A 25150-nucleotide genomic window follows, 5' to 3' on the forward strand; every position below is an offset into this window, starting at 1 on the left:
CGGCGAGTTCGGCGACTTTGGCGAGGCGGTGAGAGTGGCGCGGGTGGTGCGCGGAGCGGCGTCGGTTGTCACGCTGCTGGTGTCCGCTCTGCTTCTCGTCCTCGTCCTGCCCGACCGCGGAGCCGATGCGGCCACGGCGGCGGGCCGGATGGTCGTGTCGTCCCCGTTCTCCGCCGATCAGGAGGCTCCCTCTCCGGAAACGGAGCAGGAGGGCACATCGGGCCATCACGGGAGCGGCTCCGCCGTTCTCCGCGCCCTCGGTCAGCCCCACAAATGCGCATCCTGCCCGCGCCGGCAGCTGTCGCAGAGCGCCGTGGCCGCCGTCGCGCCGATCGCCGCCACCTGGCCGGCGCGTCTCGTCCGGGGCGACGGGCTTCCTGCCGACGCGGGACAGCCTCCGACACCCGCCACCCTCCAGGTCTTCCGCTGCTGACAGACAGGGCGTTCCGGACGCTTTGACGCGCGCCGTCGTGCCCGAGGGGGCAGAGGCGTGTCCATTCCGCCTGCCCATCGAACTCAGGACAGGGCGGCGGCGTGTCCGGAACCTCTCGATGCCGAGTCCCTGTCATACGGAAGATCCCGAGGTCATCCATGCGGTCTCTCATCGACCACGCCCGAGTTTTCCCCAAGCGGATCGAGGACAGGCGGGAGGAGTTCGCGGAACTGGCACGCGGCCAGCGGCCGCAGGCGCTGTTCATCTCCTGCTCCGATTCCAGAGTCATGCCGTCGTTGTTCACCGGCGCACGTCCCGGTGAGATCTTCGAACTGCGCACCGCGGGCAACATCGTCCCGCGCTATCGCCCGCAGGCCGCCTGCGCGGTGGCCGGGACGCTCGAATTCGCCGTCGAGGCGCTGCACGTGCCCGACATCGTGGTCTGCGGGCATTCCCACTGCGGCGCCGTGCGCGCCCTGATCCACCGCCCGACCGTCACGGACATGCCACTGGTGGAGCGCTGGATCGACTGGGCCGGTCACCGGCCCGCATCGCCGGCGGAGCGGGAGCCGTCCCCGTCACTCGGCGACGCCGACGTAGACGCCGACGCCGTGACCAGACGCCATGTGCTGACCCAGCTGGAGCACCTACGGACTTATCCCTGCGTCGCCCGGCGCCTGACGGACGGACGGCTGCGCCTGCACGCCTGGTTCTACACGGTTGAGACGGGCCGGGTTCTCACGCATCGGCCCGGTACGGGGGCCTTCGAGCCGCTGTGACGGCCGGCGCGGTTCCGTACGGCACCCGACCCGAAAGCCACTGTCTCCCCGTTTGTGGAAGGACCTTCCTTGCCTGCCGTCAACTCATCGCTCCGGCGTGCGCTGCGTACCGACCTGACCGCCTCGACGGTGGTCTTCCTCGTCGCCCTGCCGCTGTGCGTGGGCGTGGCCGTCGCCTCCGGCGTGCCGGCCGAACTCGGCCTGATCACCGGTATCGTCGGCGGCTTGGTCGTCGGCCTGCTGCCCGGCAGCAGCCTTCAGGTCTCCGGCCCCGCGGCCGGTCTCACCGTCCTGGTCGCCGAGGCCGTCGACACCTACGGTCTGCCCGCTCTCGGCGTCATCGTCCTGGGCGCCGGACTGCTGCAACTCCTGCTCGGCGCCCTCAAGCTGGGGCGCTGGTTCCGGGCCATCTCCGTCGCGGTGGTGGAGGGCATGCTCGCCGGGATCGGGCTGGTCATCATCGCCGGGCAGCTGTACGCCATGGCCGACACCCCGGCACCGGCGAGCGGGCTCGGCAAGATCGCCGGCCTGCCCGGCCTCGCCGCCGGGCTGGTCACCTCGGCCCCGGCGGCGACCGCCTTCGCGGTGGGCGCCGGCACCATCGCCGTGATCGCCCTGTGGTCCACGATGCCCGCCCGAGTGCGCGTCGTGCCGGGCGCGCTGGCGGCCGTCGCCCTCGCCTCGGCCGCCACCGCGCTGCTCGACCTGCCTGTGGCGAAAATCGACGTGCAGGGGGTGCTGGAGGCGGTCCAATCGCCGGGCCCGGCGCAGTTCGGACAACTGGCAAACGCCGGATTCCTCGCCACAATCGTGGCGTTCGCCCTCATCGCCTCGGCGGAGACCCTCTTCTGCGCGGCGGCGGTGGACCGGCTGCACGACGGGCCGCGCACCGACTACAACAAGGAGCTCCTCGCGCAGGGCGTGGGCAACACCCTGTGCGGGCTGCTCGGCGCACTCCCCATGACCGGGGTCATCATGCGCAGCGCCGCGAACGTCCACGCCGGCGCCAAGACCAAGCTGTCCCGCGTGCTGCACGGGGTGTGGCTGCTGCTGTTCGCCGCGCTGCTGCCCGCCGTACTCGGCCTGATGCCCGTCGCGGCGCTCGCCGGGGTCCTGATCCACGCCGGGTTCAAGCTGCTGCCGGTCAAGAAGCTGGTCCCGCTGTGGCGCACCCACCGGGGCGAGGCGGTGATCCTCGCGGTCACCGCCCTGGCGATCGTGTCGGTCAGCATGTTCGAAGGTGTGTTGATCGGCCTGGCGCTCGCCGTGGTCAAGTGCGCCTGGGAGACCTCGCACATCCACGTCGAGGTCGACGACCGGGGGGACGGCCCGGTGAGGGTCGCCATCACCGGCAACGCCACCTTCCTGCGGCTGCCGAAAATGCTCGACACCCTGGAGTCCCTGCCGACCGACCGGCCGATCGAACTGAACCTGGCCGGGCTGCGTCACCTCGATCACGCCTTCCGTACCGCGTTGGCCACGTGGACGGAACGGCACAACAGCGGAAGCGCCGAACCGGTCCGCCTCATCCACTCGGGCTGACCTGTATGCATTCAGAGACTGATATCGGTCACCTGCCCATATGAATATTGGACATGATCCGAACACTCTGGTTTGCTCCTGCGTCTGACTGACCGGTGACGAACGAGAGCGAGGACATTCCATGGGACACCCTGCGACGGTGAGGGCCGCGGTGATGACGGTCTTCGTCCTGGTCGGGGCCGCCCCGGCCGCGACGCCGGCGGCCGGGGCGGCCGGGGCGCCGGCGGCCGCCGCCGCGCCACGGACGGACGTCTCCACGGCGCTGCGCGCGCTGGAGGCGTCCTTCAAGGGCCGCATCGGCGCGTACGCGATCGACACGGCGACCGGGAAGACGATCGGCTACCGGGCGGGCGAGCGGTTCGCGCTGGCCTCCACCTTCAAGGCGATCGCCGCCGGGGCGGTGCTGGCCCGCACCAGCGACCGCGAACTGACACGGAAGGTCGTCCACTGGACGGCCGGCGAGGTGAAGCCGAACTCGCCGGAGACCGGCAAGCACGTGAAAGACGGCATGACCCTCGCGGAGTTGTGCCGGGCGGCGATCATCTACAGCGACAACACCGCGGGCAACATGCTGCTGAAGCGGATTGGCGGGCCGAAGGGACTCACCCGCTACTTCCGCACGCTCAAGGACCCGATCTCCCGCCTCGACCGGTGGGAGACGGAGCTCAACGTCTGGTCGCCCAAGGAGAAGCGGGACACCACGACGCCCGCGTCGGTCGCCCGCGACCTGCGTGCGCTGACCGTGGGCGACGCGCTCGGCGCGAAGGACCGGTCGCGGCTGATCGGGTGGCTGCGTGACAACACGACCGGGGACGCGCGCATCCGCGCCGGGCTGCCCAAGACGTGGATCGTCGGCGACAAGACCGGCACCGGCGGCACGTACGGCACCGCCAACGACATCGCCGTCGTCTGGCCCGGCAAGGGAGCCGCCCCGATCATCATGGCGATCTACACCAACCGCCGGGCCGCCGACGACGCCGGCGACGACGCGGTCGTCGCGAGGACGGCGACCGCGCTCGCGCGCGGCCTCGGCCGGCTGGCATGACCCACGGTATGGGCCGGCCGCGCTTTACGGCCCCATAACCTTGTCTATAGCCATTTGGGGAGGATCCTGTGAACGCCACGGGGAAGGTGCTGCGTCTGGCCGCCATGGGAGCGGCGGCGGGCGTGCTGGTCGCGGGGATCGCGTTGCCGGCGGTGGGAGGCGCGGGCGTCGGGCTGGTGTCGGCCGTCGAGGACGTGGGCCTCGAGCCCCGGGACCTCGCCGAGCCCCCGCTGGCACAGGTTTCGGTCGTGCAGGATGTGAAGGGCCACGAGATCGCGCGGTTCTACGAGCAGTACCGCGAGGTCGTCCCGCTCGACCAGATGGCCGACATCATGAAGACGGCCATCATCTCGATCGAGGACTACCGGTTCTACGAGCACGGCCCGATCGACCTCGAGGGCACTTTCCGCGCCCTGGCGAGGAACCTGCAATCGGGCGGGGTGGCCCAGGGCGGCTCCTCCATCACCCAGCAGTACGTCAAGCAGGTGCTGCTCAACGCCGCCCAGACCGAGGCGGAGAAGAACAAGGCCCTTGAGGCCAGCTACGCCCGCAAGCTCAACGAGCTGCGATACGCGATGGGTGTGGAGAAGAAGTACTCCAAGGACCAGATCCTGGAGAAGTACCTCAACATCGCCTACTTCGGCGCGGGCGCGTACGGTGTCGAGGCGGCGGCCAAGCGGTTCTTCGGGGTCGACGCGAGCAAGCTGACGCTGCCGCAGGCGGCGACCCTGGCGGGAGCGGTGCAGGACCCCAACGCCACCGACCCCAACCTGGGCAAGACCAGCCGTGACCGGCTGCTGAAGCGGCGCAACGTCGTGCTCGACCGGATGGCCGAGCTGGGCAAGATCACCAAGGAGCAGGCGGCCGAGGCGAAGAAGGCCAGGCTCGGCTACAAGGGGACCCCGCTGCCCGGCGGCTGCGAGTCGAGCACGTATCCGTACTTCTGCGTGTACGTGCGCAACGAGATCCTCAGCAACCCCGACTTCGGCAAGACGGCCAAGCAGCGCCTCGCGTTCCTCAACCGCGGAGGCCTGACCATCAGGACCACGATCGACCCCAAAATGCAGGCCGCCGCGGACAGGGCGATCAAAAAGTGGGTGCACCCGTCCGACGATCCCGTGGCCGCCGAGGCGCTGGTGCAGCCCGGCACCGGGGCGATCAAGGCGATGGCCGCGAGCCGTCCGTACGGCACCCGCAAGAGCAAGAAAGAGGTGTCCTACAACCTCGTGGCCGACGTCGCGCACGGCGGCGGCATCGGCTTCCAGGCCGGTTCGACGTTCAAGACGTTCACCCTGCTCACGGCGCTGAAGCAGGGCATGAAGATCAACGACGGCTTCAGCGTGGGCGCGGGCTACCGCGCCCCGAGCCTGTCGACGTTCACCACCTGCTCGGGCCAGGGCATCGGCGACGTCAATCACACCGTCACCAACGACGAGGGCTCGCCCGGCTGGCTGACCCTGCAGACCGGCACCTGGCACTCGGTCAACACCTTCTTCATGGAGCTGGAACGCCGCGTCGGGCTGTGCAACGTGGTCAAGACGGCCAAGTCGCTGGGCATCCACCGCGCCGACGGCGCCCCGCTCCAGGAGTACGAGACGTTCACGCTCGGCATCAACGAGATGGACCCGGTCACGGTCGCAGGCGCCTACGCCGCGATCGGCGCGCGCGGCAAGTACTGCGCGCCGATGGCGATCACGCGGATCACCGACAGCACCGGCAAGACCACGGACTACACCCCGAAGTGCCGCCAGGCCTTCGACCCCGAGGTGGCGGACGCGGCGGCGCACGTGCTGTCCGGCGTCCTGACCAAGGGCACGATGGCGTCGGTCGGCGGCATCGGACGCGACGCGGCGGGCAAGACCGGAACCAACGACCTCTCCTCCGCCGCCTGGTTCGCCGGGTTCACCCCCGACCTCGCCGGCGCGGTCAGCCTCGGCGACCCCCGTGGCACGTCGAAGTACAAGCTGAACGGCGTCACGATCGGCGGCCGCTACTACGGCTCGGTGTTCGGCGCCAGCGTCCCCGGGCCGATCTGGAAGGACACCATGCTGGGCGCGCTGCGCGGGGTGCCGCCGACGGAGTTCACGCCCGTCGACACCGAGCGGTTCGGCGGCTGCGGCGACAGTTGCCGGCGCGTGGTGTCCGTGACGCCTCCCACGGGGGGCGGTGGCCCGGCGGGCGGCGGTGGTGGCGGCGACACGCCGGTGCAGATCACCCCGAACTGAGCGGGGATCAGTCGCTCAGCGCGTCGGCCGTGTCGAGGACGCGGAACAGCCGGGTCAGGTTCGTCCAGCGCAGGATGCGCAGCACCTGACCGCCCGGCGCGATGAGCGCCAGATCGCCGTTCCTGTCGCGCAGGTTGTGCAGCAGGCGCACGAGCAGCCCCACGCCCGTGGTGTCGATGAACCGGACCTCGCTGAGGTCCAGGGCCAGCCACGGGCCGCGGGCCTCGATCTGCGCGCGCAGCGGCTCGTGCAGGCGCCGCACCGCGTGGAGATCCAGCTCTCCGCGCAGCCCGAGCACCCACCAGCGGGTGGGGGGAGGGGGTTGTGCCGTCCACGTCTCCACGGTGGTTCCCTTCGCTCTCCTTGCGCCGGGGACCGCCGGGGGAGCGGGACGGGGAGGTCCGGGGCGACGGACGAAGCGCTTCGACGGACAAACCGATGAACGTATGAGCCGAGCCGCACTCAGGGTAACAATCCCCCTCCGGTGCGTCGATCGAGTGGAGTAAAGCTTCCATGGTCAAGAAAGAGACGAGTGGCTATTGTCCCGATCCATGGGGGTCAAACGCCGGCTGCTGGTGATCGGAGGGATCGTCGCGCTGGCCGCCGTGGGATCGGCGCCGCTCGACGAGGAGCTGTCCAGGGCCGTCGCCGTCGCGTACGCGGCCCAGGGCACCCTTCCGTACTCGTGGGGCGGGGGGCACGCCGCGCGGCCGGGGACGTGCCGGGGCTACAGCGGCTCGATCAGGCCCTGCCCGGCGAGCCGCACGCGCGGCTTCGACTGCTCGGGGTTCACCCGCTGGGTGTACGGCCTGGCCTTCGGCGGCGACGTGCTCGGCCCCGGCAACACCGACGACCACCTCGGCAGGCTGCGCCGGGTCGGCGTGCCGCAACCCGGCGACCTGGTCTTCTACGGCAGGCCCGGCAGAACCCACCACGTCGGGGTGTACGTCGGCGGAGGAAAAATGATCAACGCGTTCGCCACCGGGACACGCATCCGCATGGACGACGTGTCCGTGCTGGACGACCTGCTCGGTTACTACCACTATCCGGTCTGATCCCTATGCTTGCCCCGTCATGGTAAGACTGCGGGTTTTAGGGCGAATCGCGGCAGAGGTGGACGGTCACCGGGCGGACCTCGGCACCTCGCTCCAGCGTGCCGTGCTGGCCCGGCTGGTCTGCGCTCAGGGGCACGTGGTGTCGACCGACCGGTTCGTCGACGACCTGTGGAGGGGCCAGCCGCCGCCGCGTGCGCTGGCGGCGCTCCAGGTCTACGTGTCGAACCTGCGGCGGGTGCTGGAGCCGGACCGCGCCCCCCGCGCCGCCGCGCGCGTGCTGGTCACCGCTCCCCCCGGCTACCGGCTGACGTTGGAGCCCGGCGACGTGGACGCCTGGCGCTTCCCCCGGCTGGTCGAGACCGCCGCCGATCTGCTCGCCGAGGGGCGGCCCGGGCGGGCGCTCGACGTCGTGGACGAGGCCCTGGCGTTGTGGACCGGCCCGGCGTACGCGGAGTTCGCCGAGGAGGAGTGGGCCGTCCCCGAGGTGGTCCACCTGGACGAGCTCCGGGCGGTCGCGGTGGAGTACCGCGCCGAGGCCGGGCTCGCGCTCGGCCGCCACGCCGAGGTCGTGCCCGAGCTGGAGCGTCACCTCACCGCGCATCCCCTGCGCGAGAACGCCGTACGGTTGCTCGCGCTCGCCTACTACCGGGCCGGGCGGCAGGGGGAGGCGCTGTCGGCCCTGCGCAGAACCCGTGAGCTGCTCGCCGACCAGCTCGGCGTCGATCCCGGGCCCGCCCTGCGCGCGCTGGAGGCCGACATCCTCGCGCAGGCCGATTCGCTGACCCCGGCTCCCGCGTCCCCGGCTCCCGTGGCCGCGGTTCCCGTACGAAGGGTGCCCGTACGCGCGGCTCCCGCGCCCGATCCCGCCCCGGTGCCGGCGGCGGGTGCCGGGCCCGTCCGCATGGTCGGCCGTACCGCGGAGCTGTCCCGGCTGGCCGCGGCGGCGGAGCGGGCCAGGGCCGGGTTCCGCATCGCCTGGCTCGGCGGCGAGGCGGGCTCCGGCAAGAGCACCCTGGCCGACGCGCTCATGCGACGCCTGGCGGCCGACGGCTGGCAGACGGTGGTCGGCCGCTGCCCCGAGACGACCGGCGGCGTGCCGCCCGCGTGGGCGTGGAGCGAGGTGCTGCGGGACCTGTCCGAGGCCTGCCCGCCCGAACCCGAGACCGCGGCCCGCCTGGCGCCGCTGCTCACCGACCACGCCGCGCCCGTGGGCCAGTTCTGGCTGGCGCGGGCGGCCGGCGACTATCTGGAGCGCGTGCCGGGACCGCTGCTGATCGTGCTGGAGGACGTGCACCGGGCCGACGAGGAGACCCTCCAGCTTCTGCGTCACCTGGCGGGCCGCCTGGCCGGGACGCCGGTCCTCGTCCTGCTGACGCACCGGCCGGCCGAGGCGGACGACGAGCTCACGGCCACCGGGGCGGCGCTCGCGGTGCAGACGGCGGAGAACGTCACCCTGGGCGGCCTCGGGGAGCCGGAGGTGGCCCGCCTGCTCGTGGAACGCTCCGGCACGGAGATCGACGAGGACACGGTGCGCACGGTCACCGAGCGGACCGGCGGCAACCCGCTGTTCGTGACCGAGACGGCCCGGCTGCTCGCGGTGGACGGCCCGTCGGCGGCCCACGCCCTGCCGCCCGGCGTGCGCGATCTCATCCGCCGCCGCCTCGCCCGGCTGCCCGCCACGGCGCGGACCACGCTGCGCAACGCCGCCGTCCTCGGGCGCGAGGCCGACGCGGACGTGCTGATCGCGATGCCGGGGGCCGACGAGGAGACCGTGCTCGACGGCCTGGAGGCGGGCGTGCTGTCCGGTCTGCTGGAGGAGCCGCGCCCCGGCCGCGTCCGGTTCGCCCACGTGCTCGTCCGCGAGACGTTGTATGAGGACATCCCGCGGCTGCGCCGTACGCGCATGCACGGGAAGGCCCTCGCGGCGCTGGAGCGGGTGCGCCCCGGCGACGTGGGGGCGCTCGGGCACCACGCGCTCGCCGCCGCGACCACCGCGACCGCCCTCACGGCGGCCGAGTACGCGGCGCGGGCCGCCGCCCAGGCGACCGCGTTGTACGCCCACAGGGAGGCGGCGGCGCTGCTGGAGGGCGCGCTGGGCGCGCTCGACCTGCTGAGCGAGGGGGCGGACGCCGCGCCCCGGGAGGTCCGCCTCGACCTGCTGTGCCGGCTGGTGTCCGCGCAGGCGCACGCGGGCGACGTGATCACGGCGGTGGGCAACCGCAGGAAGGCGCTGACGGTGGCCCGCCAGACGGGGGACCGCGGCGCGGTGGCGCGGGCGGTCTCCTCACTCGACGCGCCGGTCATCTGGACGATTCAGCCGGGCCGCGCCCTCGATCCCGATCTCGTCGAGGCGATCGGGGATTCGCTGCCCGCGGAGGCCGGAGAACTGCGCTGCCGGATGCTCGTCGCCCTCTGCCACGCTCTCGAAGGGCACGACGCGGAGCGCGTCGAGAGCGCGAGCGCCGAGGCCCTGGCGATCGCGGACGCCCTCGGCGACCCGCGCCTGCGGTGCATGGCGCTCAACGCCCGCTACTGGGCCTGCCTGACGCCGGACAGGCGGGCAGGACTGGAGGCGCTCGGGCACGACCTGCTGGCCGCCTCGGCCGCCGCAGGGCTCCTCGGCTACCAGACGCTCGGCCACTTCGCGCTGCTCATGGTCGCCCTGTCCCGCAACGACTGGGCCACCGCGCGTACGCACGCCGGTAAGGCGATGGAGCTGTCGACCAGCGGCCAGCTCGGCCTGGCCCTCGGCATCCTGGCTTTCCTCGACGCCCTGCACCTGCTCGTGAAGGGCGAGTTCGACCGGGCGGAACGCGCCTATGCCGAGCTCGGCGAGCGACTGGCCCGCACCGGGGACGCCAACGGCGCGATGGTGGGGGTGGTCGGCCGGTACGTGGTTCTGCTCGCGGCGGGGCGCGCCGAGGAGGCGGTCGCGGACATCGCCGCGCGGTGGGAGCGCCTGCCCGGGGACTTCGGCGAGTTCTACACCCGCGCGCTCGTCGCGGCCGGCCGTACGGACGAGGCGCGCACGGTGTGGCGGGCCGCGCATCGGCCGCGGCGGGACTACTACTGGCTGGTGCTGATGTCCCTGCGGTCGGACAACGCGATCACGCTCGGCGACCGCGAGGTGGCCGGGGAGTGCTACCGGCTGCTCCTGCCGTACGACGGGGAGCTGGCGGGCCTGCGCTCGGGCTCGGTCACGCTCGGGCCGGTCGCGCACTCGCTCGGCGATCTGGCGGTGTTCCTGGGGCGGCCCGGCGACGCCGAGGCCCACTACCTGCGGGCCGCCGAGGTGGCCGGGCAGGTCGGCTCTCCGCACTGGGTGGAGGCCGCCCGCCGTGGGCTTGACGACGCAGCGCTCAGGCCGCGCCGAAGATGAGGCGCTCGCGGCGGCGGTGGGCGCGGCGCAGCAGCGCCAGCATGACCACCAGGGCGGGTCCGGCCAGCTTGCGCAGCTCCGCCATCTCCTCCGGCCGCGCGTGCTGCTCGATCCTGGGCAGCTCGAAGCGCACGTCTCCGCCCTTGCGGACATACTGCTCCAGCTCCTCCCAGTCCTTGCCTGAGACGTGTCGCATGATGATCGGGAAGATCGTGCGCTCCTCCTCCTCGATGTGCTCGTCGAGCAGGTCGGCCAGACGGCGCAGCGGCTTGGCCAGCTCGGCCGGATCGCCCGCGGCCGTCTGGATCTCCTCCAGCAGCGGGTCGAGCTCCGAGTGGTCCTCGCTCAGCTCGCTCAGGTCGATCTCGGCGCCCGCGGACCGGACGAGCAGGGGCCACAGGCGATCGTCCTCCGCCTTGTGATGGTGATGGATGCCGCGGCACAGCTTGGTGACGTACTCGCGGATGGCGGCGGCGCGCTCCCGGCCGCACGGCTGCCGGCCCGCGGCGATCTCGGCGGTGACGTCGGCGAGGCGGCGGGAGTCGGTGCGCATCGCCCGATGCGTGATGCGGAAGCCCAGGAGGTTGGGGGTGTCGGACATCGCGGGGCCCTTCGTGAACGCGGGGTCTGTGGTGTGTCACGCTCACTGTGCGGCCCGGCACTTGGGGTCGATTAAGACCCTACTTAAGGCGATTCTGGTGGGACGGGAGATAGGTCTGGGGAAAACCCGATAGCTTTGTTCCCCTATGGACAGCCGATGGGTGGGACCGGACGGATACGAGATCGTTCCCGCGTACCGCCGAGACCGCCAGGTGCTGCGGGTGCGGCGAAACGGCCGTGTGGTGGCCGACTGCTCGTCGGTCGAGGAGGTCGCCCGATATGTCGACCTCGCCGACCTGTGTGAGGTGATCCCGCTGCCCACCCGGGACGCGGCCGCCCGTTCGGCCGTCAAGTAGCCGGGTCACAGGCGTAACAGCCGTCTGCCCTGGGCACTCAGAGTGCCGAGGGGGAAACGATGCGCCTGCCTTCCGGGCCGCCGTCCGGGCTGCCTGCCAGACCGCCCGCCAGACTGCCTGGCACCGTCTCCGCGCTCGCCGCGGCCGTCCTGGGATCGGCCGCGCTCGGCGCCGCCGTCGGCGGCTGCGGATCGGCGCTCACGCGATCCGCGGCGGAGACGCCGGTGTACGTGCTCAACTTCCAGAACGCCGAGCGGGGCAGGGCCGACCAGCGGCCGGCGAACCTCGTGCTCTCGGAGTTCAGCGCGCTGAGGGCGGTCACCTGGCGGACCTGGGGGCCGACCCGGGCGACCGGCGCGGGCAAGCTCAGCGGCACCTGGTGCCTGCCCGAGTGCGCCGACGCGCCGTACGACGCCACGGTGACGCTGAGCAGCGTGGTCCCGGTCAAGGGCAAGGGCTACTTCAGCCGGTACGCGATCACGGCCGACGTGCCGGTTCGGCACCGTCCTGAGGCCGATCTGTCCGGAGTGCTGCCGACGCCCTGAGCGCCCTGAGCCGGGGGTGATTCGAATTCGCGTACGCCGCCGTGGCCGTGTATGGTTACACCTGTCCGCAGCGCGAGAGCGACAAGCGGGCCCGCCCCTATAGCTCAGTCGGCAGAGCGTCTCCATGGTAAGGAGAAGGTCAACGGTTCGATTCCGTTTGGGGGCTCTAGTCGAGAAGTCCTATCCAAGCAGTGTTTCTGACTGAGCGCTGCGGGGTGGGGCTTTCGGCTTGGTGGGGATATCTTGTCCCCGCCGGAAGACCGACCTCGATCATGGCTGATCCCGATGCGCGAATAGCCGTACAGGTCGGGTATCCTTGCGTGGCCGGATGCATTCCGGTCAAGGCGGAGTAGCTCAGTCAGGCAGAGCAAGCGGCTCATAATCGCTGTGTCGCCGGTTCAAGTCCGGCCTCCGCTACTACCCTCCCCGGGTCACCTGGACAAGGCGGCCCCGGTGCGGGTTGTCCAGTAGTCCCGAACGCAGAAAGGCACTCCCACGTGGCTGCCACAGACGTTAGGCCGAAGATCACGCTGGCCTGCCAGGAGTGCAAGCACCGCAACTACATCACGCGGAAGAACCGGCGCAACGACCCGGATCGGCTTGAGCTGAAGAAGTACTGCCCCAACTGCAAGACGCACAGGGCGCACCGCGAGACCCGCTAGTTCCGGCGCACGGTTTCGTAGGCACCACTTCAGGACCCCACCGCACTTCCGACACCGGCGTTCCCCTTTGGGGGCGCCGGTTTGTCGTGTCCGGATTTGCTGTGTCCGGAGGGCGCCGGGCCGCGGTGCTTCGATAGCGTTGATCTCCGGTGGCGGTACCCGCCTACCGGGGATCGTTTTGTTACGGTACGGCCTACCCAGCTCATCCGAAGGAGCCCGGCCCGATGCCTTTGAACCGCGATTTCGTCGGACGGACGTACGAGTCGTCCGCGCCCTACGAGGTCAGCCGCGTGAAGATCAGTGAGTTCGCCACGGCGATCGGCGACTCCAACCCGATCTACCACGACAGGCGGGCCGCCATGGCGGCCGGGCACCCGGACGTCGTCGCGCCGCCGACGTTCCCCATCGTGTTCAGCCTTCTCGGGAACGGCGACGCCCTCGCCGACCCCGGCCTCGGGCTCAACTTCGCGATGGTCGTGCACGGTGAGCAGAGGTTCGAGTACGAGCGGCCCATTCACGCGGGCGACGAGCTGGTGTGCACCTCGACCATCGCGGAGATCCGCAGCGTCGGCCGCAACGAGTTCCTGACCCTGCGCAGCGACGTCTCGACCACCTCCGGCGAACTGGTCTGCCGGACGTACAACACCATCGTGGAGCGGGGAGGGGCGGCCTGATCATGGCGGCGACGGTCAAGTACGACGAGGTGGAGACCGGCCAGGAGATCCCGGCCGTCGAGTATCGGGTCCGCCGGGTGGACCTGGTGAGGTACGCCGGGGCTTCCGGCGACTTCAACCCCATCCACTGGAACGAGCGGCACGCGAAGGCGGTCGGACTGCCCGACGTCATCGCGCACGGCATGTACACGATGGCGCAGGGCGGCCGGTTCGTCACGGACTGGGCGGGCGACCCCGGCGCTGTGGTGGACTACGGCGTGCGCTTCTCGTCCATGGTCGTGGTGCCCGACGACGACAACGGCGCCACGATCACGATCAGCGGGATCATCGAGGACAAGCGCGAGGACAAGCGCGTCGTCGTCGCGCTGACCGCGAGGTCCGGCGACGCCCGCGTCCTGTCCAAGGCCCGCGCGGTGGTCCAGCTCTCCTGACCGGCATCTTCCGACCGGTCGATTGGCCGTGGCGGTGCTGGGTAGCGGTCGGGTCGTGAGCGAGCGAGACATCGAAGCCAAGAACGAGCCGGTCACCACCCAGCGGGAGAGCGGTGACGTCGCCGGCGTCGCCGCGGAGACCCAGGACCCCGGCAAGGCCGGCGACGCCCACGGCGGCGCGATGCCGTCGCCGCGGGCGCGGAACGCCAAGCAGGCCGCCGGGGCCGCGGGCCCGGAAGAGATCGCCGAGGCCAAGCGGGACGTCGCCCCCGGTGGGACGATCGAGACCGCGCTGACGCCCTCGGGCGAGGCGTCGGTGGTCGCCTCCCAGCTCCTGTGGGACGGCAGCTCGGCCACCTCGAGGGTCGACGAGTCGATAGCCGCCAACGACCCCACCGACGACCCCGAGGACCACCCCCAGCCGTGATCTCGCACTGATGCCACTTCGCGATACCGCATGTTCTGCGACGAACCACAAGATCACAGGGACAGAGGGGCGGGGGGAGGGTGGCTATCCTGGTCGTTCACACAGCCCGGGGGATGCGTGAGGAGACCGATGGCTGACCGGTTGGCAGGGGTGCCGCTCGCCCCGTACATCACGTTGCGTACGGGCGGGCCCGCCCGGGCGTTCACGCAGGTGGAGACGCAGGACGAGCTGGTCGCGACCGTGGCCGAGGCCGACCGCGAGGGCGAGCCCGTGCTGGTGCTCGGCGGCGGCAGCAACCTCGTGGTGTCCGACGACGGGTTCGACGGGCTTGTGGTGCGCGTCGCGACCCAAGGCGTCGACGCCATGGCCGAGGACGGCCGTGTGCGCGTCACCGTGCAGGCGGGGGAGGACTGGGACGCCCTGGTCGCCCGCTGCGTGGCCGAGGGCTGGTCGGGCGTCGAGTGCCTGTCGGGGGTTCCCGGGCTGGTGGGCTCCACCCCTATCCAGAACGTCGGCGCGTACGGGCAGGACGTCTCGCAGACCGTCGCGGGCGTCCGCGTGTACGACCGGATGACCGGCGAGGTGGCAGACCTCACGGCGGCCGAGTGCGGCTTCGCCTACCGGCACAGCGCGTTCAAGCACGACCCCGGCCGGCACCTGGTGCTGGCCGTCACCTACGCTCTGGAGCGCTCACCGCTGTCGGGGCCCGTGGCCTACAAGGAGCTGGCCGTCCGCCTCGGGGTGGAGATCGGCGCGCGGGTGCCGCTGGCCGACGCGCGGGAGGCCGTGCTGGAGCTGCGGCGGGGCAAGGGCATGGTGCTCGATCCCGACGACCCGGACACGCGCAGCGCGGGGTCGTTCTTCACCAACCCCGTGCTCGGCCCGGATGAGGCGGCGGCCCTGGCGCTGCGGGCGCCCGGACATCCCCGCTGGGACATGCCCGACGGCACGGTCAAGGTCCCGGCGGCGTGGCTGATCGAGAACGCCGGGTTCCCCAAGGGCTACGAGAGGGGCCGGGCCCGCATCTCGACCAAGCACACGCTGGCCCTCACCAACCCCACCGGCGAGGCGGGCGCGGAGGAGCTGCTGGCGCTGGCCCGCGAGGTGCGCGACGGCGTGCACGAGAAGTTCGGAGTGTGGCTCGTCAACGAGCCCGTGCTGGTGGGAGTGAGTCTTTAGCTCGGTTAAACTGGGATAACACCGAAGGGGAGTAGTCCGAAATCCACTGATCGACACACTGGCGTTCGCACGCCCGGTCGTGGAGCCCTCGTGGCGGACGAGACCTTCGGCCCGACAGTCATGAACACATGCTGCCGGGCCGAAGTCGTGCCCGCACTCCCCGGGTGTCGTACGGCGGCCCGGTCGCACCTCCCCTCAAGGAAGGCGACCCCGTGCAAGCCCTCTGGATCTCCCTCGTCGTCATCTTCGTGGCCGAGCTGGGCGACAAGAGCCAGCTCATGGCTCTGACCTTCGCGACCCGGTTCAAGACGTGGCCGGTGCTGGCCGGCATCACCGTCGCGACCGCGCTCGTCCACCTCGTCAGCGTCGGCCTCGGCCGGGTCGTCGGCGACGCCCTCCCCACCACCGCCATCTCGATCGTCGCCGGCCTCGCGTTCCTCGCGTTCGCGGCGTGGACGCTGCGCGGCGACGAACTCACCGAGGAGGAGAAGGGCAAGGCGGCCAAGACCACCCGCAACGCGTTCGTCGCGGTCGCCGTGGCGTTCTTCCTCAGCGAGCTGGGCGACAAGACGATGCTCGCCACGATCACGCTGGCCACCCAGCACGGCTGGTTCGGCACGTGGGTCGGCTCCACCGTCGGCATGGTCGCCGCCGACGCGCTGGCCATCCTGGTCGGCCGGTTCCTCGGCACGCGCCTGCCCGAGAAGTGGATCAAGTATGGCGCGGCCGCCGCGTTCGCCGTCTTCGGCGTGCTGCTGTTGATCGAGCCCTTGATCGCCTAGGAGTCGAGCAGGGACAGGCGGTGGGCTGCGGCGGCGGCCTCTCCCCGGGTCGACACGCCCAGCTTGGGCAGGATGTTCGACACGTGCACGCTGACGGTCTTGGCCGAGATGAACAGCTCGGCCGCGATGTCCCGGTTGCTGCGCCCGGCCGCCACCAGGCGCAGCACCTCCAGCTCGCGAGGGGTCAGGTCGGCCTGCCGTACGGGCTCGGACGGCGCGGCGTCGGAGAGGGGCGAGCCGACGCGGCGGGCCAGCGTCTCGATCTGGGTGACCAGAGGGGTGGCGCGCAGCGCGACGGCGAGCGGGCAGGCCTCGCGCAGCCGAGCGGAGGCCCCCTCGCGGTCGCCGCTCGCGGCGGCGGCCAGGGCGCCGTGCAACAGCGCCTTGGCCCGGACGTACGGACGGCCCAGCCGTCGCCACGCCTCGGCCGCGGCGTCGAACTCACCCCGGTACACCAGCCCGAACGCCTCGTTCACCGGCCCGTCGCCGAGGTTCTCGGCCAGGCGGTCGCCCATGGCGCGTACGCGCTCGACCCGCTCGGGGGCGACCGGCGCCGCCGCGTCGCAGACGTACCGGACCGACGCGAGCAGCCGCCCGGCGAGCATGGCCTTGCGGGCCAGCGGCGGGTTGTCCAGCGCCGCCTCCAGCACGTCCAGGGCCTGCAGCGGCTCGCCGCGCAGCAGGTGCCACGCGACGCGCAGACGGGTGTTGTTCGTCCACTCCTGCGTGTGCTCGTCGCGATGCGGGGAGAAGGCGCCGACCTCGGTGAGGATGTCCTGTGCCAGTTCCTCCTCGCCGCGCCCGATCGCGATGTCCGCCCGGACGCGCAGCATGTGCCAGCGGGTACGCATCGTGGGGCCCATGGTCATGGACCGTTCGATGACCTCGACGGCCTCGTCCCACCGGCCGAGCGACTCCAGCGCCTCCGCCCGGTTGTTGGCGATGAACACCCCCTGGTGACGGAACCTGCCGTACCGCCGGGCGAGCTTCTCGCCCTCCAGGGCGAGCTCCACGGCCTCCTGGGAGCGGCCGAGATTGTCGAGGGCGTCCACGTTGTTGCCGAGGGCGCGCAGGATGATCCGGGGCGAGTCGAGGCGGGTGCCCATCGCCAGCGCGCGGTCGTTGAGCGCGAACGTGGTCTCCAGATCCCCGTTGATGGAGTGGCCGAGCGCGAGGTTGATCAGAAGGTCGCCCTCCTGGGCCTCGTCGCCGGTCTCGCGGGCGATGCGCAGCGCCTCCTCGGTGAGCGCGGTCCCCTCGACGACCCCGTCACTGCACATCAGCACCTGACCCAGCCGGGTCAGCACGAGCGCGCGGATGTCGCCCGGCCGCGGGACCAGCCGCTCGGCGCGCCGCAGGTCCTCCAGCCCCCCCGGCTTGCCCTTCTGGGACTTGACGTTCGCCATGCGGACCAGGAGCTCGGCCACCCGTTCCGGTGCGTTCCGCTCGTCGAGCTCGGCCAGCGCGCCGCGCACATACTTGAGGCTCTGCTCCATCTCGCCGCTGACGTACGCCGCCTCGGAGGCCCGTTCCAGCACCGTGCAGTGGTCGTGGCCGATGCGCTCGGCGGCGTCGGGCACCTTGTCCCACAGCGTCAGCACGCGTTCGAGCAGCTGGATCTGCTCGGTGTAGGCGAACGACTTGGCCGCCTTCTCGGCCGCCTCCCAGGCCGAGATCAGCGCCCACAGGTCGTCGCGCGCGGAGTACCAGTGGTGGGCGATCTCGATGGCCGCCCGCCCCGGGGGCACCAGGGTGCGGTCGCGGTCGATCTCCTCGGCGTACCGCGCGTGCATCCGCGCGTGCTCGCCGGGCAGCAGCTCGTCGTGGACCGCCTCGCGGATCAGGGCGTGCCGGAACGCGTACACCCCGCCGTCGGCCACCTGCAGGACGTTGGCGGCGATGGCCGGCCGCAGCGCGTTCTCCAGGTCGACGTCGGACAGTCCGCTGACCGCCGCGAGCAGGTCGTGCCCGACGCGTACGCCCCCGGCGGCGGCGACCCTGAGCACCCGCTGCGTCTCCTCGGGCAGCCGCTCCACCGAGCCGATGATCAGGTCGTGCAGCGAGTCGGGGAACGAGCACTCGTCGCCGCAGTCGAGCAGCGCCTCCACGAACAGCGGGATGCCGCCGCTGCGTTCGAAGACCCGGTCGACCTTGGCGAATTCGGGGGTCACCCCGAGGATCCCGGCCATCTGCGCGGCGACCTCGTCCTGGGTGAAGCGGGGCAGCTCCGCCCGGACCACGCCGTCGACCCGCCCCAGCTCGGCCAGCACCGGCCGCAGAGGATGGGTGCGGTGCAACTCGTCCGAGCGGTACGTCATCACCATCAGGACGGGGGCCGTCCTGAGGTTGCGGCTGAGGAAGGCGATCAGATCGCGGCTGGAGCGGTCGGCCCAGTGGATGTCCTCGATGACGAGCACCACCGGCCGCCGCTCGGCGAGGCGTTCCAGCAGGGTGAGGATCAGCTCGAACAACCGGGCACGGGCCGACTCGGTCTCCCCGTCGCCGCTCGGCTCGCCGAACTCGGGCAGCAGCCTGGCCAGGTCGCGGGCGGCGCCGTCGGGCAGCAGGGCGGCGATCTCGGCCGCGCCGCTCTCCCTTACCAGTTGCCGCAGCGCCGCGGTGAACGGCGCGTACGCCAGGCCCTCGGCGGACAGCTCCACGCAGCCCCCGACGAGCACGTGGGCGCCGTCCTGTGCGGCCTGTTCGGCGAACCGGCCCGCGAGGCGGGTCTTCCCCACGCCCGCCTCGCCGCCGATGAGCACCGCCGCGGTGGCCTGCTTACGGGCCTGGTCGTAGGCCTCGCCCAGGGTCTCCAGCTCCGCGTCCCGCCCGACGAAGACGGGGCTAACCGCCCGGCGTGTCATGTCGTAAAGCATGTCATGACCCTTTGCGTGGCTTCGCCTGGTTTTCTGGTCAGACCTGTGTGGCCTGTGGGGCTCAAGGCGGCTGACAAGCCCGGCCGGGAGGGAGGATCCGGCCGGGCCTTCGCGGGAGAATCATGAGGTGCGGAGCTTGCCGAAGGCCGCACGCAGCCGACGCTGACCGGCGCGCTGCCGGCCCTTCGTCGCCGCCTGCGCCTCGCGGGCGCGCCGGTGGCTCGCGGCCTCCTCCTGAAGCTGGGCCGCCCGGTTGATCATCACCTGGTACTGCAGTTCCGGACCCATCGCTGTGTCTCCTTGTTTCGGGCCTCTGTTCCGTACTCTTCAAGGTTCGGTCTAAGGCGTGGGGCGGCACATCGGGCGGATGCCTTATCTCTGGCACGGTCAGGGGCCGTAGGACTTCTAAGGCGGATAAGGCGATGCCTTAGGAACCCGGGTTTGGAATCAATCCAAGTGGTCGGGGATGCTGGTTCCGTGCCAACTATGACTACTCCGCTCGCGGAGGTCGCCTCCTCACCCTCGACGTTGCGGGCGTTCCTGCACGGCCTTCCCGGGGTCGACCGGGTCGGGGCGGACGGACGGGCCGCGATGCTGGGCACGCGATCCATCAAGACGACCGCCAAGAAACAGGCCATCGACATGGCCATCGGGATGGTCGACCTCACCACCCTGGAAGGCGCGGACACCCCCGGCAAGGTCAGGGCGATGTGCGCCAAGGCGGTGCGGCCCGATCCCGCCGACTCCTCAGTGCCGCCCGTCGCCGCCGTCTGCGTGTACCCCGACCTGGTGGCGACCGCCGCCGAGGCCCTCGCGGGGTCGGGCGTGAAGGTGGCCTCCGTCGCCACGTCGTTCCCCAGCGGCCGGTCCTCGCTGGAGGTGAAGGTCGCCGAGACGTCCCTCGCCGTGGCCGCGGGAGCGGCCGAGATCGACATGGTCATCGACCGCGGCGCTTTCCTCGCCGGCGACTACCTCAAGGTGTTCGAGGAGATCGTCGCCACAAAGGAAGCGTGCGGCGACAGTCACCTCAAGGTGATCCTCGAGACCGGCGAGCTCGCGACGTACGACAACGTGCGGCGGGCCTCCTGGCTCGCGATGATCGCCGGGGCGGACTTCATCAAGACCTCGACCGGCAAGGTGTCGCCGGCAGCGACGCTCCCGGTGACGCTCGTCATGCTGGAGGCCGTGCGCGACTTCCTCGCCGCGACCGGCCGCAAGGTGGGCGTGAAGCCCGCGGGCGGCATCCGCACCACCAAGGACGCCATCAAGTATCTGGTGCTGGTCAACGAGACCGCCGGGCCCGACTGGCTGGACGCCGACTGGTTCCGCCTCGGCGCCTCCTCGCTGCTGAACGACCTGCTCATGCAGCGGCAGAAGATGGCCACCGGCCGGTACGCCGGTCCCGACTACTTCACGCTGGACTGAGGGCTGGACTGAGGCATGTTCGAATACGCACCCGCGCCCGAGTCGCGGGACATCGTCGACATCCGGCCGTCGTACGGCCTGTTCATCAACGGCGAGTGGGTCGAGCCGCAGGGCGAGGAGCGCCACAAGACCGTCAACCCGGCCACCGAGGAGGTGCTCGCGGAGGTCGCGTGGGCGGGGGAGGCCGACGTCGACCGCGCGGTCCAGGCCGCCGCCAAGGCGTTCCCCGTGTGGTCGGCCATGCCGGGCGCGGAGCGGGCCAAGTACCTGTTCCGGATCGCCCGGATCATCCAGGAGCGGGCGCGTGAGCTGGCCGTGCTGGAGACGCTCGACAACGGCAAGCCGATCCGGGAGTCCCGCGACGTGGACCTCCCGCTGGTCGCCGCCCACTTCTTCTACTACGCGGGCTGGGCCGACAAGCTGTCGTACGCCGGGTTCGGTGAGAACCCCCGGCCGCTGGGCGTGGCCGGGCAGGTCATCCCGTGGAACTTCCCGCTGCTCATGCTGGCCTGGAAGATCGCGCCCGCGCTGGCCTGCGGTAACACGGTCGTGCTCAAGCCGGCCGAGACCACGCCGCTGACCGCGCTGGCGTTCGCCGACATCTGTCGTCAGGCCGACCTGCCGCCGGGGGTCGTGAACATCGTCACCGGCGCGGGCGGGACGGGCGCCGCGCTCGTCAACCACCCCGGCGTGGACAAGGTCGCCTTCACCGGCTCGACCGAGGTCGGCCGCCTCATCGCGAGGAGCCTCGCCGGGACGCGCAAGAAGCTCACGCTGGAGCTCGGCGGCAAGGCCGCCAACATCGTGTTCGAGGACGCGCCGCTGGACCAGGCCGTCGAGGGCATCGTCAACGGCATCTTCTTCAACCAGGGCCACGTCTGCTGCGCCGGGTCGCGGCTGCTGGTGCAGGAGTCGATCGCCGCCGACCTGCTCGAGGCGCTGAAGCGGCGCCTCGGCACGCTCCGGCTCGGCGACCCGCTGGACAAGAACACCGACATCGGCGCGATCAACTCGGCCGAGCAGCTCGCCAAGATCCGCGAGCTGTCGGAGGCGGGGGAGGCCGAGGGCGCCGAGCGGTGGTCGCCCGCCTGCCCGATCCCCGACCGCGGCTACTGGTTCCCGCCCACCCTCTTCACCGGCGTGGCCCAGTCGCACCGCATCGCCCGGGAGGAGATCTTCGGCCCGGTGCTGTCGGTGCTGACCTTCCGCACCCCCGCCGAGGCGGTGGAGAAGGCCAACAACACGCCGTACGGGCTGTCGGCGGGCGTGTGGACCGAGAAGGGCTCGCTGATGCTGTGGACGGCGGCCCGGCTGCGGGCCGGCGTCGTCTGGTCCAACACGTTCAACCGGTTCGATCCCACCTCGCCGTTCGGCGGCTACAAGGAGTCGGGCTACGGCCGCGAGGGCGGGCGCCAGGGTCTGGAGGCATACCTTGCGGTGTGATCACCCCTCCGGCCGTCCGTGTGGCAGGTGCGGCGACGGGCAGCGCCGCCGGCTGGTACGGCGGGCCCGCGCGGGAGCGGGCGAAGGCTTCGCCCGGGCCCGTCGCTCCGGCCGCTTCGCCGTACGGCACGGCTGGTTCGCGCACCGCGGCGGCGTGTGCCGCTGCGGCCAGACCTACCGGCCGGCCCGTCCACTGGAGATTGGAACCTTCGATGAGTGAGCGCACAGAACGGCTGGGCGTGCGCAAGACGTACAAGCTGTTCATCGGCGGCGCGTTCCCGCGTTCGGAAAGCGGAAGGTCGTATGCCGTGACCTCCTCCAAGGGCGACTTCCTCGCCAACGCGGCAAGGGCTTCGCGCAAGGACGCCAGGGACGCGGTCGCGGCCGCGCGCAAGGCGTTCCCGGGCTGGTCCGGGGCCACGGCGTACAACCGGGGACAGATCCTGTACCGGATCGCCGAGATGCTGGAGGGCCGTCGCGCGCAGTTCGCCGCCGAGGTCGCCGACGCCGACGGCGTCTCCGCGAAGAAGGCGGGCGAGCTGGTGGACGCCGCGGTCGACCGGCTGGTCTGGTACGCGGGCTGGTCCGACAAGATCGGCGCGGTCCTCGGGTCGGCCAATCCGGTGGCCGGGCCCTACTTCAACCTGTCGAGCCCGGAGCCGGCGGGCGTGGTCGCGGTGGTGGCCCCGCAGGAGGGACCGCTGCTCGGGCTGGTCAGTGTGATCGCGCCGGTGATCGTGACGGGCAACACCTGCGTGGTGGTCGCCTCCGAGCGCGCGCCGCTGCCGTCGATCACGCTGGCGGAGGTGCTGGCGACCTCCGACCTGCCGGGCGGGGTGGTGAACATCCTCACCGGCTCGGCCGCCGAGATCGCCCCCTGGCTCGCGGGCCACATGGACGTCAACGGCATCGACCTGACGGGCGCCGACGCCGAGCTGGCGGTCACGTGTGAAGAACTGGCCGCGGAGAACCTCAAGCGGGTGCTCCGGCCGCCGGCCGATCGCGTGGACTGGCTCGCCGACCCCGGCATCGAGCGGATGACGGCGTTCCTGGAGACCAAGACCGTCTGGCACCCGATCGGGGTTTAGGTCGTGGCTGCCTAGCCCTTCGCCAGGGCCAGGAGGAGTTCGGCGTTCGAGCCCGTGTTCTTCAGCGTGGTGAGGAAGCGTTCGAACGCCTCCTGGTCCTGCATCGCCCGGCGCAGCCGCCGCACCGGCGGCAGCTCGGCGGGGTGGAGCAGCAGCTCCTCGCGGCGGGTGCCGGAGGCGACGACGTCGACGGCGGGGAAGACGCGGCGGTCGGCCAGGCTCCGGCTCAGCTTCAGCTCCATGTTGCCGGTGCTCTTGAGCTCCTCGAAGACGATGTCGTCCATCTTCGAGCCCGTCTCGACCAGCGCGGTGGCGAGGATCGTGAGCGAGCCGCCGCCCTCGATGTTGCGGGCGGCGCCGAGCACCTTTTTGGGCTGGTGCAGGGCGCGGACGTCCATGCCGCCCGTCAGCACGCGCCCGCCGCTCGGCGCGGCCATGTTGTACGCCCGGCCGAGGCGGGTGATCGAGTCCATCAGCACGACCACGTCGCGGCCCGTCTCCACGAGCCGCTTGGCCCGTTCGACGGCGAGTTCCGCCACGGCGATGTGGTCCTGCGGCGCGCGGTCGAAGGTCGAGGCGATGACCTCGGCCCGGACCGACTCGCGCATGTCGGTGACCTCCTCGGGCCGCTCGTCCACCAGGACGACCATGAGGTGGCATTCGGGGTGGTTGGTCGTGATCGCGTTCGCGACGGCCTTGAGCAGCATCGTCTTGCCGGCCTTCGGCGGCGCGACGATCAGGCCGCGCTGGCCCTTGCCGACCGGGGCGAACAGGTCGATGACCCGCGTCGCCGGCATGGTCCGCGTCGTCTCCAGGCGCAGCCGCTCGTCGGGGTGGATCGGCACGAGATCGGCGAAATCCGGCCGCGCGGTGTCCACGGGCGCGCCGTTCACGACCGTGACGGCGGTGAGCTTGCCGTTCTGGGCGATGCCGCGGACGTGGTCGCCGCGGCGCAGGCCGAGCGCGTCCGAGAGCGCGGCCGGGACGGTCACGTCCTTCGGGCCGGGCAGGTAGCCGTTCGTACGGATGACCGTGTTCGTGCCCGACCGGTCGAGCAGGCCGGTGACCTCGGTGGTCCGGGTGTCCTTCGTACGGGCCGGCCTGGTGCGGGAACCGGTGCGCGGCTTCGGAACGCTGAGAGTGGTGGTCATGGGACTCCTTGGGTCTGGGACATGTGGGTGCACGCTGATCAGGGACGGCCGGTCCGGCCGGAGCGGAGGGGGAGGGAGCGGGGACCGCGGCGAAGGCCCGGCGGAGCGGGTTTCGCGAGGACCGAGGTTTCCTCCCGGCGCGGCGTCTCGGTGCGTGGCGGCCCGTGCTGCTTGGACCGGTGGCGGAGAGATGCTCGCGGGACGTGCGACGCGCGTATGGGCTCACAGATGGAGCCAGAACCATACGGCTTGCCGCTGACTATAACAGGCTGACCTGGTTCGGTGATTCCCTCCCGCTATCGGGCCTGGAGGGCGTCGAGCGCCACGGCCATGGCGATGACGAGGCGGCGGTCGAGGCGTGGGTCGCGGATCTCGATGGCGTACCGGTCGCGCAGGCCCCACCTGCGGTCGACCGAGAACGCGATCGACGCGCCGATGCTGAAGTCGAAGTGGTACGGCAGCCATTCCAGTGAGTCGGAGAACCGGCGCAGCAGAGCGACCGCCATGTTCCGCTCATGTCCGGTCAGTGTCGGCAGTCCCGGCTGCTGGAGGTGCCAGGTCGAGCGGAGCAGCGACCGGCCGAAGTCCTTGCGGAACGTGCCGATCGGGGCCCCCGCGTGGTCGATCACGTCGTACTCGCCGGCCAGGTCGAGGACCTTACGGGCCTTGAAGCCGGCCAGCGTCTCCTGCCGGGACTCGTCCGTGTAGAGCGTGACCTGCTCCTTGAGCGCCATCCGCTTCTGCTCCGCGAAGGCCACGATCTCGCCTTCAGAACCGTCGGGGCGAGCCACATGGACGACGTACCTGTTCACCATCATGGTGATCTTCTGCCGCAGGTGCAGGCGGGTCTGCGCCTGCAGGGCCGCTATGTCCATGTGAATCTCCAAAGACGGTTCTTTGCCTCCCTATATGCCCTCTTCCCGAAGAAGATCACCAGTGAGATGCCGCCGAATCGGCGACCCTGTGCGTTGGACGACATCAGTGACCATAACCACACTTTTCGGGCTTGTAGAAACCAGGGAAGATCCCTATAAGGTAAGGCTTACCTAATCA

At 71.3% G+C, this 25150-nt stretch carries 24 protein-coding genes and 2 tRNA genes; 20 read left to right on the forward strand and 6 right to left on the reverse strand.

Annotation, left to right across the window (positions count from 1 at the left end):
- The first annotated feature begins 43 nt into the window (after positions 1-43).
- The 5 genes from ACQPZZ_RS04490 to ACQPZZ_RS04510 all read left to right on the forward strand — a co-directional run bounded on the left by ACQPZZ_RS04490 (position 44) and on the right by ACQPZZ_RS04510 (position 6024).
- A complete protein-coding gene (locus ACQPZZ_RS04490) occupies positions 44-433 on the forward strand; it encodes a hypothetical protein (RefSeq protein ID WP_432929214.1) in 390 nt (129 codons plus the stop codon).
- A 158-nt stretch (positions 434-591) separates the two neighbouring features.
- Positions 592-1212 (forward strand): carbonic anhydrase, encoded by a 621-nt coding sequence (locus ACQPZZ_RS04495; protein WP_432929216.1) that lies wholly within the window; start codon positions 592-594, stop codon positions 1210-1212.
- A 69-nt stretch (positions 1213-1281) separates the two neighbouring features.
- The gene (locus ACQPZZ_RS04500; RefSeq protein WP_432929218.1) at positions 1282-2754 is read left to right on the forward strand and encodes a SulP family inorganic anion transporter; all 1473 of its coding nucleotides are present in this window, start codon (positions 1282-1284) and stop codon (positions 2752-2754) included.
- A gap of 121 nt (positions 2755-2875) precedes the next feature.
- Entirely contained in the window at positions 2876-3799 is a 924-nt protein-coding gene (bla, locus tag ACQPZZ_RS04505) for a class A beta-lactamase (RefSeq protein WP_432929220.1), read from the forward strand.
- A gap of 68 nt (positions 3800-3867) precedes the next feature.
- Positions 3868-6024 carry a transglycosylase domain-containing protein gene (locus ACQPZZ_RS04510; RefSeq protein ID WP_432929222.1) on the forward strand — a complete coding sequence of 719 codons (2157 nt, stop codon included), beginning with the start codon at positions 3868-3870 and terminating at the stop codon, positions 6022-6024.
- A gap of 7 nt (positions 6025-6031) precedes the next feature.
- On the opposite strand, the gene ACQPZZ_RS04515 is transcribed toward ACQPZZ_RS04510, so the two are convergent.
- The gene (locus ACQPZZ_RS04515) at positions 6032-6367 is read right to left on the reverse strand and encodes an STAS domain-containing protein (RefSeq protein WP_432929224.1); all 336 of its coding nucleotides are present in this window, start codon (positions 6365-6367) and stop codon (positions 6032-6034) included.
- Between the two features lie 208 nt (positions 6368-6575).
- Here ACQPZZ_RS04515 and ACQPZZ_RS04520 point away from each other — a divergent pair, with 208 nt between their 5' ends.
- Positions 6576-7079 (forward strand): C40 family peptidase, encoded by a 504-nt coding sequence (locus ACQPZZ_RS04520; RefSeq protein WP_432929226.1) that lies wholly within the window; start codon positions 6576-6578, stop codon positions 7077-7079.
- A gap of 58 nt (positions 7080-7137) precedes the next feature.
- The gene (locus tag ACQPZZ_RS04525) at positions 7138-10458 is read left to right on the forward strand and encodes a BTAD domain-containing putative transcriptional regulator (protein ID WP_432929227.1); all 3321 of its coding nucleotides are present in this window, start codon (positions 7138-7140) and stop codon (positions 10456-10458) included.
- Here ACQPZZ_RS04525 and ACQPZZ_RS04530 read toward each other — a convergent pair.
- Positions 10439-11059, reverse strand: coding sequence for a hemerythrin domain-containing protein (locus ACQPZZ_RS04530; RefSeq protein WP_432929229.1), 621 nt, complete (start codon positions 11057-11059; stop codon positions 10439-10441). The two genes, ACQPZZ_RS04525 and ACQPZZ_RS04530, sit on opposite strands and share 20 nt — an antisense overlap.
- A gap of 145 nt (positions 11060-11204) precedes the next feature.
- Between ACQPZZ_RS04530 and ACQPZZ_RS04535 the strand changes: the two genes are divergently transcribed.
- The 10 genes from ACQPZZ_RS04535 to ACQPZZ_RS04580 all read left to right on the forward strand — a co-directional run bounded on the left by ACQPZZ_RS04535 (position 11205) and on the right by ACQPZZ_RS04580 (position 16114).
- Positions 11205-11414 (forward strand): transposase, encoded by a 210-nt coding sequence (locus tag ACQPZZ_RS04535; RefSeq protein WP_432929231.1) that lies wholly within the window; start codon positions 11205-11207, stop codon positions 11412-11414.
- Positions 11415-11473: 59 nt separating this feature from the next.
- A complete protein-coding gene (locus ACQPZZ_RS04540; protein WP_432929233.1) occupies positions 11474-11959 on the forward strand; it encodes a hypothetical protein in 486 nt (161 codons plus the stop codon).
- A 93-nt stretch (positions 11960-12052) separates the two neighbouring features.
- A tRNA-Thr gene (locus ACQPZZ_RS04545) sits at positions 12053-12125 on the forward strand.
- 177 nt (positions 12126-12302) lie between these two features.
- A tRNA-Met gene (locus tag ACQPZZ_RS04550) sits at positions 12303-12376 on the forward strand.
- Between the two features lie 80 nt (positions 12377-12456).
- A complete protein-coding gene (rpmG, locus tag ACQPZZ_RS04555; protein ID WP_036325591.1) occupies positions 12457-12621 on the forward strand; it encodes a 50S ribosomal protein L33 in 165 nt (54 codons plus the stop codon).
- A 224-nt stretch (positions 12622-12845) separates the two neighbouring features.
- Positions 12846-13295: an FAS1-like dehydratase domain-containing protein gene (locus tag ACQPZZ_RS04560; RefSeq protein WP_432929236.1), complete on the forward strand. Its 450-nt coding sequence runs from the start codon at positions 12846-12848 to the stop codon at positions 13293-13295.
- 2 nt (positions 13296-13297) lie between these two features.
- Positions 13298-13726: a MaoC family dehydratase gene (locus ACQPZZ_RS04565; protein ID WP_363645737.1), complete on the forward strand. Its 429-nt coding sequence runs from the start codon at positions 13298-13300 to the stop codon at positions 13724-13726.
- 55 nt (positions 13727-13781) lie between these two features.
- Positions 13782-14153: a hypothetical protein gene (locus ACQPZZ_RS04570; protein ID WP_432929238.1), complete on the forward strand. Its 372-nt coding sequence runs from the start codon at positions 13782-13784 to the stop codon at positions 14151-14153.
- Positions 14154-14282: 129 nt separating this feature from the next.
- Entirely contained in the window at positions 14283-15332 is a 1050-nt protein-coding gene (locus tag ACQPZZ_RS04575; RefSeq protein WP_432929240.1) for a UDP-N-acetylmuramate dehydrogenase, read from the forward strand.
- Between the two features lie 212 nt (positions 15333-15544).
- On the forward strand, positions 15545-16114 hold the full coding sequence (locus tag ACQPZZ_RS04580) for a TMEM165/GDT1 family protein (protein ID WP_432929242.1): 570 nt from the start codon (positions 15545-15547) through the stop codon (positions 16112-16114).
- Here the strand turns inward: ACQPZZ_RS04580 and ACQPZZ_RS04585 are convergent.
- Both ACQPZZ_RS04585 and ACQPZZ_RS04590 read right to left on the reverse strand, forming a co-directional pair.
- Positions 16111-18978, reverse strand: a complete 2868-nt coding sequence (locus ACQPZZ_RS04585) for a helix-turn-helix transcriptional regulator (RefSeq protein ID WP_432929244.1) — start codon at positions 18976-18978, stop codon at positions 16111-16113. The two genes, ACQPZZ_RS04580 and ACQPZZ_RS04585, sit on opposite strands and share 4 nt — an antisense overlap.
- A 132-nt stretch (positions 18979-19110) precedes the next feature.
- On the reverse strand, positions 19111-19278 hold the full coding sequence (locus ACQPZZ_RS04590; RefSeq protein WP_432929246.1) for a hypothetical protein: 168 nt from the start codon (positions 19276-19278) through the stop codon (positions 19111-19113).
- 198 nt (positions 19279-19476) lie between these two features.
- Here ACQPZZ_RS04590 and deoC point away from each other — a divergent pair, with 198 nt between their 5' ends.
- From deoC to ACQPZZ_RS04605, 3 genes are all read left to right on the forward strand, one after another.
- Complete coding sequence (gene deoC / locus ACQPZZ_RS04595) at positions 19477-20415, forward strand: deoxyribose-phosphate aldolase (RefSeq protein WP_432929248.1); 939 nt, start codon at positions 19477-19479, stop codon at positions 20413-20415.
- Positions 20416-20430: 15 nt separating this feature from the next.
- Positions 20431-21858, forward strand: a complete 1428-nt coding sequence (locus ACQPZZ_RS04600) for an aldehyde dehydrogenase family protein (RefSeq protein WP_432929250.1) — start codon at positions 20431-20433, stop codon at positions 21856-21858.
- 212 nt (positions 21859-22070) lie between these two features.
- Positions 22071-22946 (forward strand): aldehyde dehydrogenase family protein, encoded by an 876-nt coding sequence (locus ACQPZZ_RS04605; protein ID WP_432929252.1) that lies wholly within the window; start codon positions 22071-22073, stop codon positions 22944-22946.
- An 11-nt stretch (positions 22947-22957) separates the two neighbouring features.
- On the opposite strand, the gene rho is transcribed toward ACQPZZ_RS04605, so the two are convergent.
- Positions 22958-24097: a transcription termination factor Rho gene (gene rho / locus ACQPZZ_RS04610; protein ID WP_432929254.1), complete on the reverse strand. Its 1140-nt coding sequence runs from the start codon at positions 24095-24097 to the stop codon at positions 22958-22960.
- 296 nt (positions 24098-24393) lie between these two features.
- Entirely contained in the window at positions 24394-24972 is a 579-nt protein-coding gene (locus tag ACQPZZ_RS04615) for a hypothetical protein (protein WP_363645755.1), read from the reverse strand.
- Positions 24973-25150 lie beyond the last annotated feature (178 nt).

This window comes from Microbispora sp. CA-135349, from assembly GCF_050947365.1.
Taxonomy (GTDB): domain Bacteria; phylum Actinomycetota; class Actinomycetes; order Streptosporangiales; family Streptosporangiaceae; genus Microbispora.